Here is a 17037-nt window from a genome sequence, read left to right on the forward strand (position 1 = left end):
ATCCATCTGCAAAGCAGTAATACCTTCGTCAGTACCCGCTACTTTAAAGTCCATATCGCCTAAGTGATCTTCATCACCCAAGATATCAGTCAGAACGGCAAAGTCATCACCTTCTTTAACCAAGCCCATTGCGATACCCGCAACTGGCGCAGCTAAAGGTACACCCGCATCCATCATTGCCAAGCTGCTTCCGCAAACACTTGCCATTGAGCTAGAACCGTTAGATTCTGTGATTTCAGATACACAACGAATTGTGTATGGGAATTCCTCAGCGGTAGGCATAAGCGCCTGAAGACCACGCTTAGCCAACTTACCATGACCGATCTCACGACGACCTGGAGGACCCATACGACCACACTCACCTACAGAGTAAGGAGGGAAGTTGTAGTGCAACATGAAGTTTTCTTTGTATTCGCCAGCATAATCGTCAACGATCTGTGCATCACGAGAGGTACCTAGCGTTGTCGTAACAATCGCCTGAGTCTCACCACGTGTAAACAAAGCTGAACCATGAGTATTCGGCAGTACACCCACTTCAACCTTTATAGGACGAACAGTGCTGTTGTCACGACCATCGATACGAGGCTCGCCTTGCGTGATACGACCACGAACAATTTTCTTTTCTAACTTAGAGAAGTAAGCTTTAACGTCATCTGCAGAAGGTGAATCTTCCGCATCGGTCACTAGCTTCTCAACAGCAGCAGCTTTCAGCTCACCTAGTGCACTGTAACGTGCCATTTTGTCGCTAATAGAGTAAGCAGCTGTAATACCTTCCGCTGACTCAGCCGCAACAGCTTCAGCAAGCGCAGTGTTCACTTCTTCAGGAGTCCAGTCCCACTTCTCAGTGCCTACTTCTTCAGCAAACTCGGTTACAGCAGTAACGATTGCCTGCATTTCCTGGTGAGCAAACAAAACAGCGCCCAGCATTTCGTCTTCAGTCATTTCTTTTGCTTCAGACTCAACCATCAATACTGCGTCTTTGGTGCCCGCTACAACCATGTCTAATAACGAATCTTCCAACTCAGCGTTTGTTGGGTTAAGTGAATAACCATCTTCATCAGTAAAGCCAACACGTGCTGCACCGATAGGACCATTGAACGGAACACCTGAGATAGCCAACGCAGCAGAAGTACCGATCATCGCTGCGATATCTGAGTTGTCAGTTTTGTTTGCTGACATAACAGTACAAACAACCTGAACTTCGTTCATGAAACCATTTGGAAACAACGGACGAATTGGACGGTCAATTAGACGAGAAGTTAGCGTCTCTTTTTCAGAAGGACGCGATTCACGCTTGATGTAACCACCTGGGATTTTACCAATCGCATACTGTTTCTCGTTGTAGAAAACAGATAATGGGAAAAAGTCTTGGCCTGGCGCAGTTTGTTTAGCTGCTGTTACCGCAACCAATACTGCGATATCGTCCATTGTGACTAATACAGAACCTGTTGCTTGACGAGCGATTCTGCCTGTTTCGATTGTAACTTCTGACTTACCGTACTTAAATTTTTTAATAACCGGATTCACATCGGCTCCTTAATTTATTTTCTTTGATTTAGCTTCGCTAAATGACAAGGACTAAAAGCTTTACGTCTCAGTGTTCTTACTTCTTTGAAGAACGAGCTCAGAAAAAACACTCAGACATAAAACTTTACGGCCTTCTAACAAAGCACTTTTACATTTACCTTAGCTGCACAAACAACTAAGCGTGATGACAATCACATAAAAAAATATGATTATCGATAAAAAAGAACCGGCATGTCTATCTTTCAAGACATGCCGGTACTTTATTTATGACTTCATAACAAAATCATAGTCATCTCTAAAACAAAGCTCAAAAAGCTTACACCTTAGCGACGTAGACCTAAGCGAGCGATCAAGTCTAAATAACGCTGACCGTCCTTACGCTTCAAGTAGTCCAACAACTTACGACGCTGGTTAACCATACGGATCAAACCGCGACGTGAATGGTGGTCGTGCTTGTTACCCTTGAAGTGGCCTTGCAATTTGTTGATGTTAGTTGTCAACAATGCAACCTGAACTTCTGGAGAACCAGTATCACCTTCAGACTGTTGATATTCGCTTACTACTTTTGCTTTTTCTTCGGCATTAAGAGCCATAGTTATTTCCTCAATATGCTAATTAAAACTTAAGCCAACCGCGCATATTTACAGTCAACTCGTTTGCGAAACTTGTTTTCTTTCTACCGTTATTAGTTTGAAAAAGACCTATACCTGTGTCGCAATTTCATTAAAGTTGACGAGTCGACTAGGTTGTAACATACCTTCTTCGTCAATTTCAGCGACACCAGCAAAGACATATTGCTGACCATCTTTTTCAAAGGTAGATTCAAAATACTGCTTGAATATTGTCTGCTCGACACTTAAATTTTGGCATAAAGTATCAACAGGCAGATAAATACAGACAAAGCCAGTATTTTCAAAGTCGGCTATTCTAACCGCTTGTCCATTTAATATCGAGCTTACAAGCTCATTTTTTAGGCATACTTTGGGTGTATCAGGCAATAAACTGTCAATTGGCAGTAAATTGACATCTAAAACTGCTTCCAAGCCTTCACCTAAAGCAAGTTCTTGAGACATTTCGTCCAAAGCAAGCATCTTAACAGTGCTATCCAACATGAAGTGCCCGGCCTTAAAACGACGCAACATTGAGACATGCGCACCACAGCCCAGTTCATTACCAATATCTTCCACTAATGAGCGAATATAAGTACCTTTCGAACATTCGACAGTCAAATCGAGCTGCTTTTCGCGTAACTCATCGAGCTCAAGCCTGAAAATACTAACTGGGCGTGCAGGACGCTCTATCGTGATACCTTTGCGCGCATATTCATATAAGGGGCGACCCTGATGCTTTAGCGCAGAATACATAGATGGCACCTGCTCTATGTCACCTTTAAATTTCTCTAGCAAGCTTAATAAGGGAGCTTCACTGAGTGCAGGCACTTCTTTGATCTCGACCGTTTCGCCATCACTATCACCGGTCGTCCGGATATCTCCTAGAGTCGCGGTTGTGTAATAGCCTTTATTCGCATCAAGTAGATAACGAGAGAACTTGGTTGCCTCACCAAAACAAATTGGTAAAACACCCGTCGCTAGAGGATCAAGACTTCCGGTATGACCTGCTTTTTGAGCACCAAATATCCGCCGAGCTTTTTGCAAGGCAAAATTTGAAGTCATCCCTTGAGGCTTATCAAGCAACAACACCCCGTTTAGCAGGCGTCCTTTTCTTCTACGCGCCAAAGGGACTAGCCTTCGTTATCCGTAGGAGTATTGGAATCTTCATTCCCCTCATCGACAGACAAATCAGCGTCTTTCTTTCGAGCCTGAGAAATAAGATTATCGAGTTGACGGCCGCGTTTAACCGAAGCGTCAAAATGAAAACGTAGTTGCGGGATAGTTCTAAGCTTGATCATACGACCAAGCTCGCTGCGCAAGAACCCTGCTGCTCCGTTAAGTACTTTAATCGTACTTTTTACCTCAGCCGCATCAGCATCCAGATCATCAACTGTGAGTAAGGTAACATAAACATCGGCAAAACCGAGGTCTTTGGCCACCACCACTTGATTCACTGTTACCATGCCAACCCGAGGGTCCTTCATTGAAGAACGAAGCAACTCTGCCAGATCGCGTTGCATTTGATCAGCAATACGATCTGTTCTTTTAAAATCTTGCGCCATTAACTACTTATCCCGCTAATCAAACTAATTACGAATCGAGTGTACGTTCAACAGAGATCTTATCGAAGACCTCAATCTTATCGCCCACTTTTACGTCATAGTTCTTAACACCGATACCACATTCAGTACCTGAACGAACATCATTAACGTCATCCTTAAAGCGACGCAATGATTCTAACTCGCCTTCAAAGATCACGATATCGTCACGCAATACGCGAATCTTCTTATTACGGTAGATCGTACCTTCAAGCACCATACAACCCGCAACCTGACCAAACTTAGGAGACTTAAAGGTGTCACGAACTTCAGCGATGCCGACAATCTCTTCTTTAAACTCAGGAGCTAGCATGCCAGTTAGAGCTTGCTTAACGTGATCAATAATATCGTAGATAACGCTGTAGTAGCGAAGATCCAGACCTTCTTCATCAATAATCTTTCTTGCAGAAGCATCAGCACGAACGTTAAAGCCAACAATTACCGCATTGGTAGTTAAAGCCAGGTTAGCATCAGTACCGGTAATACCACCGACACCACTACCCACGATTCTTACTTGAACTTCTTCATTACCAATGTCATTCAATGATGCCGTCAGCGCCTCCAAAGAACCACGCACGTCAGTTTTCAGAACAACGTTCAAAGTACGAACTTCATCTTGGCCCATATTGCTAAACATGTTCTCAAGCTTAGAAGCCTGTTGACGCTGCAAGCGATCCTTTCGGCTCTTCTCTTCGCGGAACTCAGCTACTTCACGTGCCTTTCGCTCGCTCTCAACAACAACAAACTCGTCACCCGCATCAGGCGTGCCATTAAGACCCAGTATCTCAACTGGAATAGACGGGCCTGCATCTTTAATTGGCTGACCATTTTCATCAAGCATCGCTCGAACGCGACCGTAACACATGCCCGCAATAACGATATCACCACCACGAAGTGTACCGTTCTGTATCAATACTGTTGATACAGCACCACGGCCTTTATCAAGGCTAGATTCCACAACAACACCTTTTGCCGGAACGTTCTTGGCAGCTGTTAACTCTAGAAGCTCAGCTTGAAGCAATACAGCATCAAGCAAAGCATCAATACCTTCACCGGTATGCGCAGAAACGTTTACAAACTGGACATCGCCACCCCAGTCTTCGGGGATAACTTCTTTCGTCGCTAGTTCATTTTTAACACGATCAGGATCTGCTTGCTCTTTATCCATTTTGTTTACCGCAACAACGATCGGCATATTTGCTGATCGCGCATGCTGAATCGCTTCTTCGGTTTGTGGCATCATGCCATCATCGGCTGCTACAACCAGAATAACAATATCAGTACTGCTCGCACCACGTGCACGCATAGCTGTAAAGGCTGCGTGTCCTGGCGTATCCAGGAAGGTGATCATGCCATGACCGGTCTCTACGTGATAAGCACCAATATGCTGTGTAATACCACCTGACTCTCCACTAGCTACTTTCGCTTTACGGATATAATCAAGCAGAGAGGTCTTACCGTGGTCAACGTGACCCATTACACTGATAACTGGCGCACGAGGCGTCTCTTCACCTGCGTAATCGATACTCTCAATCACTTCAGCTTCGATCGCATCTTCAGCAACCAATTTCACTGTATGACCTAACTCCTCAGTAACAAGCACTGCAGTTTCTTGGTCAATAGACTGGTTCTGCGTTGCCATAACGCCCATACCCATCAGTGATTTAATCACAACGGCGCTCTTAACAGACATCTTGTCTGCCAATTCACTTACGATGATTGACTCACCGATATTTACTTCTCTAACCACAGGCGACACCGGTTTCTCGAAAGCATGAGTACGTTTTACTTTCTTCTTTTTAGACTTTAGCTTACGTGGCTGCGGCTCATCTTCATCGATAAGAACATCTAAACTGATTGTTGATAGATCTTCATCTCGCTGACGAGGCGCTCTGTGTCCGGCAGACTTAACATGCTTGCGTTTCGGAGCTTCGTCCTCATCCACAACAGGCACTTTTTCTTTCTTCTTGTGCTTTTTATGCTTTTCGTTTGTTTCAAGCTCAGCAGGCGTCACTGGTACTTCAGCCTTCGGCGCTTTCGCTTCACTTTTCTTAGCATCTTCCGCTTCACGCTTAGCTTCAGCCTCTTTGGCTTCTTGCTCTTTTCGAGCTTTCTCTTCAGCTTCTTTCGCTTCTTGTGCTTTCTTAGCAGCAACTTCTTCGGCTAGTTTAGCTGCTCGTTCTGCCTCTTCTTTCTTCTGCTGTTCAAGCTCTAAAGAGACTTCCGGGCGCTTCACATAGGTACGTTTCTTACGCACCTCAACATTAACTGTTTTTGACTTACCTTGACCCGCTGACATCTTCAAAGTTGATGTCGTCTTGCGCTTCAGTGTGATTTTCTTAGGCTCGTCATTTTCTTCGCCATGACTTTTCTTTAAGAAAGTCAGCAAAGTTTGCTTTTCTTCATCAGTAACAACCGAGCTCTCATCACGAGCAGGTAAACCTGCATCCGCGATTTGCTTTAACAGTCGGTCGACCGGTGCACCTATATCATTTGCCAGTTGTTTGACAGTTACTTCAGACATGATTAATTCTCCTGACTCCCGTCTTTATTCCTGGTTTTCAAACCAAGGTGCTCGTGCAGTCATAATTAACTGCCCGGCTTTTTCTTCATCCATCTCATCGACTTCCATTAACTCATCGATAGACTGTTCTGCAAGATCTTCCATCGTGACAATACCTTTACTAGCAAGAACCAAAGCCAAATGCTGGTCCATGCCGTCCATTGCCAATAGATCCTCTGCAGGCTCTTTACCTTCGAGTTCCTCTTCGGAAGCCAAAGCTTTATTCAATAAGGCATCTTTTGCACGACGACGTAACTCTTCAACAATATCTTCATCGAAGGCGTCAATCTCTAACATTTCCTCAATCGGTACATAGGCGACTTCTTCTAGTGAAGTAAAGCCCTCATTTACCAACTCAGTCGCCAAGTCTTCATCTACATCAAGCGTTTCGATAAACAAGTCAACATACTTGCCAACCTCTTCTTCCTGCTGCTTACCTGCATCTTCTTCAGACATAACGTTCAATTCCCAGCCGGTCAATTCACCAGCCAGACGAACATTTTGCCCTGCTCGACCGATTGCCATAGCCAAGTTATCTTCAGATACCGCAACGTTCATGGAATTTGTTTCTTCGTCTACTACGATAGAAGCAACCTCGGCAGGCGCCATGGCGTTAACCACTAGCTGAGCCGGGTTATCATCCCAGACGATGATATCGACACGCTCATTACCTAACTCACCTGAGACGGCCTGAACTCGTGCTCCACGCATACCAACACAAGCACCAACCGGATCAATTCGCTTATCATTAGTTTTTACAGCGATTTTAGCTCGAGAACCTGGATCACGCGCCGCGGCACGAATCTCGATAACTTCTTCTGAAATCTCAGGCACTTCAATTTTAAACAACTCGATCAACATACCTGGCGCTGAACGGCTCAGAATAAGTTGAGGGCCACGAACTTCAACTCGAATTTCTTCTAGAAGCGCCCTAACACGGTCGCCCATTCGGAAAACTTCACGAGCGATCAGATTCTCACGAGGAAGTAATGCCTCAGCATTGTTACCTAGATCAACAATCACATTATCTCGTGTTACTTTCTTCACGGTACCTGAAACAAGTTCACCGACGCGATCGCGATAACTATCGACAATCTTCTCTCGCTCTGCTTCGCGAACTTTCTGGACAATAATCTGCTTTGCTGCCTGAGCACCAATTCGACCGAATGAAATTGATTCAACCTGTTCGGTATGAATATCGCCTGGTTGCAGAGATGTATCTATTTCCTCTGCTTCCTGCATTGTCAACTCGGTACCCAAACCTGGAACAGCTTCATTATCAACGATAGTCCAATGCCTGAAGGTTTCGTGATCACCCGTCTTACGGTCGATCTTAACTTCAATATTGGCGTCTTCTTCGTCTTCGTAACGTTTTTTGGTTGCTGCCGCTAAAGCCAGTTCAATCGCTTCAAAAATAATATCTTTTTCAACACCCTTTTCATTTGAAACTGCTTCAACAACTAGCAAAATTTCTTTATTCATCGCGTCATTCGCTCCAATCTTCAAATTCAATCAAACTGCGGCACTACGTTCGCTTTTTCAATCGCTTCAATAGGAAATAAAAATTCTTCTTCACCAACCTGAAGAACAATATCATTTCCTTCCAATCCTTTTAGTAAACCACTGTACTTGCGACGACCTTCATAGGCCATGCGTAATTTCAAGGCAACTTGGTGCCCCTGAAACCGTTCATAGTGATTTAGCTTATATAATGGACGATCCATGCCTGGCGAAGAAACCTCCAAGGTATACTCTCCGTTTATCGGATCTTCTACATCCATTACACCACTCAACTGACGGCTCACCAGCTCACAATCTTTGAGCTCTATGCCGCTTTCCCTGGCCTGTTCCTCAGTGATATTTTCATCTACTTCACCAGGGACTTCAGTTTCTTGTTTTTCTTCGGTTTGTGCGCTTTCAATAAACACACGCAACACAGAGTGCTTACCCTGGGACATATATTCAATACCCCAACACTCGTAACCCAGCCCTTCAATGACCGGTTCAATCAATTCTTCTAACAGCTTCTTTTTTGCAGACAATGGCAGTACCGTTTTTCATATTTCAGAAACAAAAAATGGGCATAAAGCCCATCACACGAAAAAGCCACCACAACCTTAAACAACCGAGCCTCTGAGTAACACTCAAGAGACCACCAAAGGCGGCTTTTACCAGATTTTTCTCACGCATCGTTGATTTCCACAAGCTAACATCTAATAAATCAACATCAGCAATATTAATCAAAGCAATAAACAAGCTTGGACTATACTCGTGCGCAGCAATATTCGGCCGCATTATATGCACCAAACCTTAATGGGTCAACCGTTAAGCACTGTACCTTACAGTTCATTACCCACAATTGATCTATTACTTGAACAAATAACTTAAACCCAGAAAAGCAAAAAGCCCGTCACAAACGTGACAGGCTTTCTAAGTTGGTGCCCAAGGCCGGACTTGAACCGGCACGGCTTACGCCACTACCCCCTCAAGATAGCGTGTCTACCAATTCCACCACTTGGGCAAAAACCAAAAACTTATTCTAACTCTGGCGCCGCTGACTCGGCAGGCATCGCATCTTTCGCAGCCGTATCAATTGACTCACCGCCTTCTAACTCTGTCGCCGACTCATCAGTTCCTGAGGTTTCAAGCTCAGCAACAGGCGCAATGAAATCATCTGCAGAAATTTCTGATTTCTGCTTAGCGATCACCGCCAGAGAAATACTGGTAATAAAGAATACAATCGCAAAGTATTTGGTCATATGTGTTAGGAAGCTACCACTACCCTGACTACCAAAAACGGTTTGTGACGCACCACCACCAAAGGAAGCACCCGCTTCAGCACCCTTACCTTGCTGCAGCAAAACCAAACCAATCAAACCTAGTGATACCAGAATATGCACCACAATAACGGCAGTCTCTAACCATTCCATACTTTTAGCCTATTTTTCTACTCTAGTTGCCCGCCCCATCAAGAGCCTCAAACTCTTAATTGCAACAAACAACAATAAAAATTACTAACCAGCGCTCTTACAGATTTGTAAAAAGTCGCTCACTTTTAATGATGCGCCACCAACTAGCCCACCATCAATATCATCCTGACCAAACAATTCTTTGGCGGTTTTTACATTAACACTACCACCGTACAGAATTGCCATATTTTCAGCTAAGTCCGCAGACTTTTCTGAAACCTGCTGCCGAATATAAGCGTGCATTTCCTGAGCTTGCTCTGGCGTTGCTGTTTCGCCTGTCCCAATTGCCCAAACCGGCTCATAAGCAATAAGCAAATCAGACATTTCTTGCGAAGAAAATTGCTTCAGCACAGCGCCGACTTGCGTCGCAACAACTTCCTGCGCTCTACCACCTTCTCGATCTTCCAGAGTCTCACCTACACACAAAACCGGCTTAATACCAGCCTTTAGCAAACGGGAGATTTTAGCAACAACATCACTATCAGTCTCTCCGAACAAAGCTCTACGCTCTGAGTGCCCAACTAACGACCACTGACAACCTACATCGCTCAACATAGGCGCAGATACTTCACCAGTAAACGCACCTTCGTCAAAACCAGCAACATTCTGAGCTGCCAACTGGATACCGGAGTCTTTACTTGCTTCAAAAAAGCCGGAAAGTAAAACTGTCGGCGGTGCGATTAGCACTTGCACATCGTCAGGCACGTTAGACGATGCTTGATCGCTAAATGCCTGCAAGTAGTCCTGCATAAATGCAACACTACCATTCATTTTCCAATTTCCCGCAACAATCTTGCTACGCATATATAACACCAGCTTTTCAGAAGGGCGCAAATACTAACCGAGTTAATCTTTACTTACAAGCAACCCATTACGACTTTTTACCCAATTACTTAACCAATTGCATTCTGGACCGTTTCAACCAGAGAGTTCACCACTGAATTCACCAAGTCCGCATCCTCGCCCTCAGCCATAACCCGGATTAGAGGCTCCGTACCCGAGCCTCTCAACAACACTCTACCCTGCCCTGCCAAACGCTCACCTTGCTCTTTAACAGCCTGGGCAATAACATCGTTTGACATGGGGTCTGTTTTTTCTTTAATTCGTACGTTCTTCAACACCTGTGGAAGCTTAGTCATCTCGGACTTCAACTCATGCAAGCTCTTACCGTCACGCCATAAGGAAATAAGAACCTGCAACGCAGCAATAGTTGCATCACCCGTGCTCGCTTTATCAAAGCAAATAATATGGCCTGAGTTCTCACCACCAAGCTCCCAGCCATTCTTCACTAGCTGCTCCATCACATAGCGGTCGCCCACATTTGCACGAACAAAAGGAATATTCAGCTTTTGCAATGCCAGCTCTGCACCAAAGTTCGTCATTAATGTACCGACAACCCCACCTTCCAAGCGACCAGCCTGCTGACGATTCCTGGCAATAATATAAATCAGCTCATCACCATCAACCACTTCACCTTTATGATCAACCATGATGACACGGTCACCGTCGCCATCAAATGCAATCCCGAGATCAGCCTCAACTTCTAATACCTTGTCAACAAGCGCCTGAGGGCTTGTCGAACCTACATCACGATTAATATTCAAACCATCTGGTTGCACACCAATTGTGGTGATTTCTGCACCCAATTCTTTAAAGACATAAGGCGCCACCTGGTAGGTTGCACCATGCGCACAATCCAGCACAATTTTCATACCAGTCAAAGACATCGACGAAGGAATGGTCGCCTTACAGCATTCGACATAACGGCCAATTGCATCATCAATACGTTTCGCCTTACCTAGCAGGTCGGGCGCTACGACTTCAAGGTCTTTATCAAGCCAAGATTCAATCTCTAATTCAACAGCATCATCCAACTTCAAACCCTTAGAAGAAAAGAACTTAATACCGTTATCATGATAAGGGTTATGGGAAGCACTAATAACAATACCGGCATTTGCCCTATAGGTTCGCGTCAAGTACGCAACGGCTGGTGTAGGCATTGGGCCCAATAAGCGCACATCCATACCCGCTGCAGATAAACCTGCCTCAAGCGCAGACTCAAACAAGTAACCGGATATTCGCGTATCTTTACCAATAATGACACGATTCCTGAGGCCTTCTTTCTTGAAAACCTTACCACAAGCCCAACCCAGCTTAAGCATAAACTCTGGTGTAATTGCACCTTCACCCAAGCAGCCACGAATTCCATCTGTACCAAAGTATTTTCTTGAAGACATATCTTTTCCCTAAAACCCTTAAATAAACCTAACCTGCACGCTTTACAGCATCAACAACACGCACCGCATCAACCGTCTCAACAACATCATGAACCCTTACGATCTCGGCCCCTTGCCAGGCAGCAAGTGTCGCAGCAGACAAACTTCCAGCTAAACGCTGTTCTACATCTCGTCCCAGCAAGTCAGCAAACATGGACTTTCTAGAAACCCCAACCAACACAGGGTACCCCATACGTTTTAGTCGCTCAATGCCAGCTAATAAGCTCAGATTATGGGAAAGCGTTTTACCAAAACCAAAACCTGGATCGACAATCAAACGCTGATCATCAACCCCAGCAGACTTGAGCGTATTAATACGCGAAAGTAAAAAGGCCTCAACCTCTTCCACAACCGACGTATATTCTGGCTGAATTTGCATTGTATCGGGCTTACCTTGCATATGCATGACACACAAGGCGACATTCGCACCCGCAACGGCTTCGACCGCGCCAGGTCGCGTAAATGCCCGAACATCATTAATCAAACCAGCGCCCAGCGCAACGGTTTCACGCATGACTTGCGGTGTACTAGTATCGACCGATAATACGACATCGAAGTTTTGAAGAATTTTTTCAGCAACAGGACAAACACGATCAAGCTCTTCTTGAACGCTTACTGGCTGTGCACCTGGACGAGTAGACTCACCGCCCACATCAATAATACTCGCCCCTTGAGCAAGCATTATTTCAACCTGATTTAGTGCTGAATCGAGATTAGAGTACTGACCACCGTCAGAAAAGGAATCGGGTGTTACATTAAGAACACCCATCACTTGAGTTGTCGCCAGATCGAGCTCTCGACTGGCGAACTTGAACAATTGACTCATAATTTAACTAAACACATCTCTGGAGAACCTAACCCTGCTCTCCAGTCTCGTCAGTTGGCTTTTTGCCATCAGCGATATCCACAACCTTATCATCTTCGCTATCGGCTTTTTTGTCGCTCGAACCATCGTTATCGTTACGACCGTTACTTGACCAGCCTTTTGGCTCACGTGGATCCTTACCGTCCATCAAGTCATCAATCTGCTCAGAATCAATGGTTTCATACTTCATCAAAGCATCCGCCATTGCATCAAGAATTGAACGATTATCCTCGAGGATTTTTTGTGCTTGCGCATAACATGTATCAATAATTGAACGCACTTCGGTATCAATTTCATTACGTGTAGCACCCGCCACATGAGAACCGCCACTGCCAGCGGACTTTCCTAAAAACACTTCTTCTTGGGCATCATCATAAAGCAAGGGCCCTAACTTATCGGACAAGCCCCACTTGGTTACCATATTTCTAGCAATCTCTGTCGCACGCTGAATATCGTTTGATGCGCCGGTTGTGACACCATCCATACCTAATGTCATTTCTTCGGCAATTCGGCCACCATAAAGCGAACAAATCTGGCTGATAAGCTGCTTGCGACTCAAGCTATAACGATCTTCTTCAGGCAGGAACATCGTCACACCCAAAGCACGACCTCTCGGAATAATACTTACCTTATAAACCGGATCATGTTCTGGTAAAACACGACCAACAATTGCATGTCCCGCTTCATGATAAGCCGTATTAAGCTTTTCCTTCTCAGACATCACCATAGACTTGCGCTCTGCGCCCATCATAATCTTATCTTTAGCAAGCTCAAAGTCTGTCATTTCAACTGCACGCTTATCAGCTCGTGCCGCAAACAGGGAAGCTTCGTTAACCAGGTTCGCCAAGTCAGCACCTGAAAATCCTGGCGTACCACGGGCAATCAAACTTGGCGCAACATCCTCAGCTAAAGGCACCTTTTTCATATGCACCTTCAGAATTTGCTCACGACCAAGTATATCTGGCAAACCGACCACAACTTGACGGTCAAAACGCCCCGGTCTTAACAATGCTGGGTCTAGAACATCCGGCCTATTGGTTGCAGCAATAACAATGACACCTTCACTACCTTCAAAGCCGTCCATCTCTACCAAGAGCTGGTTCAGTGTTTGCTCACGCTCATCATGACCACCACCCATACCCGCACCACGATGGCGACCGACAGCATCGATCTCATCGATAAAGATAATACAAGGAGATTGCTTCTTGGCCTGCTCGAACATATCACGCACACGTGAAGCACCCACACCGACAAACATTTCTACAAAGTCAGAACCAGAAATTGAGAAGAAAGGAACTTTTGCTTCACCGGCAATTGCCTTGGCAAGCAATGTCTTACCGGTACCCGGCTGACCAACCATCAATACGCCACGTGGAATCTTGCCACCCAAGCGTTGAAATTTGCTTGGATCCCGCAAAAACTCTACAAGCTCTTTAACATCTTCTTTAGCTTCATCAACACCGGCCACATCAGCAAAGGTTGTCTTAATTTGGTCTTCACTCATTAAACGAGCTTTACTCTTACCGAACGACATTGGTCCCTTGCCGCCACCGCCGCCCTGCATCTGGCGCATAAAAAACATAAATACAGCGATAATGACAAGAATAGGGAATGAAGCGACTAGCAGCTGAGTCCAAATACTTTGCTGCTCTGGCTCCTTACCAACAACCCGAACCTTGTTCTCAATCAGGTCATGCATTAAGCCAGGGTCTTCAACCATTGGACGAACGGTTTCATAATGACGCCCATCGGTCGTCACCACATCAAAGTGCAAACCATCAATGGCAACTTCCTTAACCTGCCCCCCTTGAACTAATTCTATGAATTGTGAATAGTCCATTGGCTTCACTTTTTGTTGGCCATTGAAGTTGTTAAACACTGTCAACAAAACTGCTGCTATCACCAACCACAGAACCAGGTTTTTTACCATGTCATTCAAAGGAGAATCCCTCTTTTACCAGTATCTTTAGATACTTAATTTACGATTAAACAAACTAATTTAGTATTTCCCGAAATAATATTCCGAGACATTTCAAAACTTACACGACATAAGTCGACAACAAAGCAAAACCAAAGTGGCTCAATATACCGCCTGATTTCTTAAATAGCTATGCCCTGACAGGAGTTTTAAACACCTTTAATTTGTAAGGCATTCAACCCTTAAACCCAACACCTACTTGATAGATTTCCCGCGAGCGGGCCCTTGAAGCGTCCGGCTTACGGCTATATACCTTAGTAAACATCTGTCGCATATCTCCAATCAAGGAGTCAAAGCCCTCCCCCTGAAAAACCTTAGCGATAAATGCGCCATTAGGTTTTAAAGTTTGTCGCGCCATATCCAGAGCTAACTCAACCAGATACATCGCATTGGGTATATCAGAAGCAGCATTCCCACTCATATTGGGGGCCATATCTGAGATTACAAGGTCTACTTGACCATCAATTTCTGCCATAAGACGATCAAACACGTCTTCTTCAGTAAAGTCACCCTGAACAAAAGTCACATCAGGCAAGGCATCCATAGATAAAATATCGCTAGCGATTACCTTTCCACTTGGCCCAACCAGCTCTTGCGCTACCTGAGTCCAACCACCAGGCGCTGCCCCCAGGTCAATCACCGTCATACCCGGCTTAAACAGGCGGTCTTTTTTTTGAATCTCTAACAATTTGTAGCTGGCACGAGAACGATACCCATCTTCCTGTGACTGTTTTACATACTGATCATCGAAGTGCTCTTTCAACCACTTGGAACTTGATTTTGAACGAGCCATACCACCCTCTTTAAAAATTCTCGCTGCCCTGTCAGAGCATAAGCCTGACATTTAGCGGCATTATCAATCAAATAAAATAACTGTTAGAATGCGCGCCGTTAATACTTTTACTTACTATACGATTTCTACTACGGGTTATTTTCATGAGCTTAAGTTCTGCAGACAAAAAACATTATCGCACTATCGCACACAACCTAAACCCGGTGATTATAGTCGGAGATAAAGGTTTAAGCGAAGGCCTAATGGAAGAACTGAATCGCGCACTCAATGATCATGAGCTAATTAAAGTTAAAGTAGCAATTGGTGACCGCGATGACCGCAGTGCACTCATCACTGAGCTGGTCGAACAAAGTGGCGCCGAGCTAGTTCAAACAATAGGAAAAATCGCGGTGCTACTTAAGAAGAACAAGAAGCCTAACCCTAAGCTTTCAAACCTAATTCGTTAACCTTAAAATACAAATGGGGTGCGACATACGCACCTCTCTAAAATTTAAAAAACTGCCCAGCACTCCAAACACCAAGCTCAGTATCTTGCTCCGAGCGCTCACAAATATAATCTGCTAACTCGTAATAAACCGGCCGACTCAATTTTGCCATAAGCCCATGTCTTACCTTCACGTATGGCGACGGTTCCTGGCGTTCGTTATAGCTTACCTCGAGCGGGTGATCTGCCGACAAGGTGAAGTAATCGCCTAGCTGGGTAGAAAAATGCAGCTTTTGCGCTTCACCCTCACCTTCGCGATCTACCATCACGACAACAAAGGGCGCATCATCCACCGTAATTTTCATTTTCTCGTAAGGCGTCACCAGGAAGAAATCTTCACCATCACGGCGTAATATCCGCGACAACAGGCGAACCACTGCCTGCCGCTCCATCTTGTCTCCCTGATAATACCACTCACCCTGGGAATCAATACGTATATCTATCTCGCCAACTCGCTTGGTGGTATAAAAGTGCGGGGAAAAACGAATACCTCCTCCCCGGTTTGCACAGATTACTTTACGTGACATAAGTGTTTGATATAGCTCAGTGCTGTCCTTCCCCTCAATGCGAAAGCAGATAATGCCACTTTGACGCGCTTGGTTTTTATTTTCAGGAGAAATGAAACAAAGGTCATCAATGGTTTGTAATTGTGCCTTCAGATAGTTCGTTCGTTCGCATATGGCTTGATGAATATTGTCGATGCCTATATCCAGCAGTAGCCCCAAACTGGCATTTAAAGCCTGTACCCCCAGCATGTTGGGGCTGCCACACTCAAAGCGTTTTGCGTCCTTTGCTGGCGTCCATTCGGGCGAGTCGTAGTTGCCGCGCTGTTCGATCATATGCCAACCGAATTGATTGATCTTCAGTGTTTCGATATGTATGCCTTTCACATAGAAAAGCGCTAAACCTTCGGCGGCCATCATCCACTTATGTCCATCGGCAACAATGAAATCAGCATCGATTAAGGTTTGATCGAAAGGTAATGCGCCCAGACTTTGTATGGCATCCACACAAAGGAGGCATTGTTCTGCTTTGCATAGCTGGCTAAGAGACGGGAGGTCAATTGTAATGCCGCTTGCATACTGAACAGAGCTAATAGAAACCAGCCTGGTCTTGGGGCTTATCAGCTGTTGTATCGCCTGCACAGGGTCTTGTTTGTCTATATCTGCTACGTTTACAGTGACACCAAACTGGCTCAGGGATTCCCAGACTATGCGATTAGACGGAAATTCCTGATTGCTGATAATTACTTCATCACCTGCTTGCCATTCAATGCCATAGGCAATCATTGACAGTGCCTCGGAGGTGTTTTTTGCCAGTGCGATTTCATGGGTAGATGATAGGCCGATTAACTTGGCCAAGCGCTCGCGCAG

General features: G+C 45.0%; 16 protein-coding genes and 1 tRNA gene. 1 reads left to right on the forward strand and 16 read right to left on the reverse strand.

What is annotated here, in order from left to right; genetic code table 11:
* From pnp to rlmE, 15 genes are all read right to left on the reverse strand, one after another.
* Positions 1–1527, reverse strand: a 1527-nt coding sequence (gene pnp / locus A3757_RS02035; RefSeq protein ID WP_068739084.1) for a polyribonucleotide nucleotidyltransferase, incomplete at its 3' end; no start/stop codon positions are given.
* A 323-nt stretch (positions 1528–1850) separates the two neighbouring features.
* Entirely contained in the window at positions 1851–2120 is a 270-nt protein-coding gene (gene rpsO, locus A3757_RS02040) for a 30S ribosomal protein S15 (RefSeq protein ID WP_068509647.1), read from the reverse strand.
* A gap of 108 nt (positions 2121–2228) precedes the next feature.
* The gene (gene truB / locus A3757_RS02045) at positions 2229–3263 is read right to left on the reverse strand and encodes a tRNA pseudouridine(55) synthase TruB (protein ID WP_068515203.1); all 1035 of its coding nucleotides are present in this window, start codon (positions 3261–3263) and stop codon (positions 2229–2231) included.
* 5 nt (positions 3264–3268) lie between these two features.
* Positions 3269–3700, reverse strand: coding sequence for a 30S ribosome-binding factor RbfA (gene rbfA, locus A3757_RS02050; protein WP_068553620.1), 432 nt, complete (start codon positions 3698–3700; stop codon positions 3269–3271).
* A 28-nt stretch (positions 3701–3728) separates the two neighbouring features.
* Positions 3729–6260 carry a translation initiation factor IF-2 gene (gene infB / locus A3757_RS02055; protein ID WP_068515208.1) on the reverse strand — a complete coding sequence of 844 codons (2532 nt, stop codon included), beginning with the start codon at positions 6258–6260 and terminating at the stop codon, positions 3729–3731.
* Between the two features lie 24 nt (positions 6261–6284).
* Positions 6285–7781, reverse strand: a complete 1497-nt coding sequence (gene nusA, locus A3757_RS02060) for a transcription termination factor NusA (RefSeq protein ID WP_068739087.1) — start codon at positions 7779–7781, stop codon at positions 6285–6287.
* A 26-nt stretch (positions 7782–7807) separates the two neighbouring features.
* On the reverse strand, positions 7808–8341 hold the full coding sequence (gene rimP / locus A3757_RS02065) for a ribosome maturation factor RimP (RefSeq protein WP_068515210.1): 534 nt from the start codon (positions 8339–8341) through the stop codon (positions 7808–7810).
* A 22-nt stretch (positions 8342–8363) separates the two neighbouring features.
* Positions 8364–8594 carry a hypothetical protein gene (locus A3757_RS02070; protein ID WP_068515212.1) on the reverse strand — a complete coding sequence of 77 codons (231 nt, stop codon included), beginning with the start codon at positions 8592–8594 and terminating at the stop codon, positions 8364–8366.
* 141 nt (positions 8595–8735) lie between these two features.
* Positions 8736–8820: transfer RNA gene (locus tag A3757_RS02075), tRNA-Leu, on the reverse strand.
* Between the two features lie 13 nt (positions 8821–8833).
* Positions 8834–9229 carry a preprotein translocase subunit SecG gene (gene secG, locus A3757_RS02080; protein ID WP_068515214.1) on the reverse strand — a complete coding sequence of 132 codons (396 nt, stop codon included), beginning with the start codon at positions 9227–9229 and terminating at the stop codon, positions 8834–8836.
* Positions 9230–9313: 84 nt separating this feature from the next.
* Positions 9314–10072: a triose-phosphate isomerase gene (tpiA, locus tag A3757_RS02085; protein ID WP_068553677.1), complete on the reverse strand. Its 759-nt coding sequence runs from the start codon at positions 10070–10072 to the stop codon at positions 9314–9316.
* Between the two features lie 89 nt (positions 10073–10161).
* Entirely contained in the window at positions 10162–11505 is a 1344-nt protein-coding gene (gene glmM, locus A3757_RS02090) for a phosphoglucosamine mutase (protein WP_068515215.1), read from the reverse strand.
* 28 nt (positions 11506–11533) lie between these two features.
* Positions 11534–12370, reverse strand: a complete 837-nt coding sequence (gene folP / locus A3757_RS02095; protein WP_068506644.1) for a dihydropteroate synthase — start codon at positions 12368–12370, stop codon at positions 11534–11536.
* A gap of 28 nt (positions 12371–12398) precedes the next feature.
* Positions 12399–14348, reverse strand: a complete 1950-nt coding sequence (gene ftsH, locus A3757_RS02100) for an ATP-dependent zinc metalloprotease FtsH (RefSeq protein ID WP_231872064.1) — start codon at positions 14346–14348, stop codon at positions 12399–12401.
* A gap of 214 nt (positions 14349–14562) precedes the next feature.
* Positions 14563–15180, reverse strand: coding sequence for a 23S rRNA (uridine(2552)-2'-O)-methyltransferase RlmE (rlmE, locus tag A3757_RS02105; RefSeq protein WP_068515313.1), 618 nt, complete (start codon positions 15178–15180; stop codon positions 14563–14565).
* Between the two features lie 143 nt (positions 15181–15323).
* On the opposite strand from rlmE, the gene yhbY reads away from it, so the two are divergent.
* Positions 15324–15626, forward strand: coding sequence for a ribosome assembly RNA-binding protein YhbY (yhbY, locus tag A3757_RS02110; protein WP_068515219.1), 303 nt, complete (start codon positions 15324–15326; stop codon positions 15624–15626).
* Positions 15627–15663: 37 nt separating this feature from the next.
* On the opposite strand, the gene A3757_RS02115 is transcribed toward yhbY, so the two are convergent.
* A partial coding sequence (locus A3757_RS02115; protein WP_068739085.1) for an aminotransferase class V-fold PLP-dependent enzyme occupies positions 15664–17037 on the reverse strand: 1374 nt, incomplete at its 5' end.

The organism is Oleiphilus sp. HI0117 (genome assembly GCF_001635235.1).